Below are 1,248 nucleotides of genomic sequence, written 5' to 3' on the forward strand. Positions count from 1 at the left end.
GCGCCGGGGTGGTGGCCGGTCATGGGAAGGGGTGGGGGTCGGCGGACAGGTGACCGGTGAGCCGGGGCAGCCCTTCGGTGCGCCGCATGAGCGGTCCGTAGGTGACCGCGGCGGTGCCGGGGACGACGACCTTGGCCGCCGCCAGGTCCAGCGCGGACACTTCGGCGGGCGTCTGGTCGACGGCGATCACATCGAGTCCGGTCTCCAGGTATCGGCGGATCAGATCGCGCAGATCGTCCGTGAGGTCCCCGTGGTATCGCGGCAGGTGCCGGCCGCGGTGCACCTCGGTGAACGTGCGGGGCGGCTTGCCGCCACGCAGGAAGGCGAGGCGTACGAACGCCTCGGGCGCAGCGGCGGCCAGGGCGTGGTCGGCGGGGTGCGCGATGAGCGAGGGGTCGAGCGCGAGCTGGCGGGCCCGTTCCCGCTCGGCCCGGTAGCGGGAGGTCAGCAGGGTCAGATGGGGCACGAGCTCCATCAGGGCGCGTACAGCGGCCTGTTCCGGGTCGGGGTGGGCGCCGGCCGCGACGGCCGCGCGGGGCGTGTCCGGCCGCTCGTCCTCGTCCACGGCGAGGGCCACGACGCAGGGGATGTGCTGTTCCTGGGTGGCGTCGAGGAGATGGACGCGGTGTCCGGTGAGCTGGGTGAGGTGTTCGGCCAGGAGCGGTACGGTGCGGTCGCGGGCGCTGTCCGGGTCGATGGCGTCGAGCGGGGTGCGCCGGTACCAGGTGGTGAAGAAGGCGTCCCGTTCGGCCACTTCGAGCAGCCCGTGCAGCTGGGCCTCCTCAAGGCAACTGCCCAGCGCGCAGCCGTTGGACACCTCGAAGGCGAAGGCGCGGTCCCGCTCGGTGGCGGACAGAAAGTAGACGTAGGACTGCGGCAGCAGTAGGGGCCGGTCCCGGCCGTACGACCAGCCCCACACCCACTCGGTCACCGCCGCCTCGTCGAACCGGCGGAAGGGGAAACCGGGCAGGTCGTAGTGGCCGTCCGGGTGGAGCCCTAGTGTGCGCGGGTCGACGGCGTCCTCGCGCACCTCGGCGTACGCGGCCCGTACCGCGGCCCGCCGCGCCCGCGGCCGTACGCTCGCATACCGCTCGACGCCTTCCAGCAGCGCCGCCGCCTGCGCGGCGCCCCACTCGTCGCCCGTCCCCAGGCCCGCCTCGAACTCGCCGCCACCGGGCAGCGTGAGCGGAGCCCGCGCGAGGGGCACCCCGGCGGACACCGCGCTCACCTCGCGCAGCAGCCCGGTCT

At 74.3% G+C, this 1,248-nt stretch carries 1 protein-coding gene; it reads right to left on the reverse strand.

Going from position 1 to position 1,248, the window contains the following annotated elements; genetic code table 11:
* Positions 1-19: 19 nt before the first annotated feature.
* Positions 20-1,248: YcaO-like family protein (locus tag CCN51_RS39675; RefSeq protein WP_086860681.1), on the reverse strand; the 1,229-nt coding region annotated here is incomplete at its 5' end.

Source organism: Streptomyces milbemycinicus, from assembly GCF_002154605.1.
GTDB classification, from domain to species: Bacteria; Actinomycetota; Actinomycetes; order Streptomycetales; family Streptomycetaceae; genus Streptomyces; species Streptomyces milbemycinicus.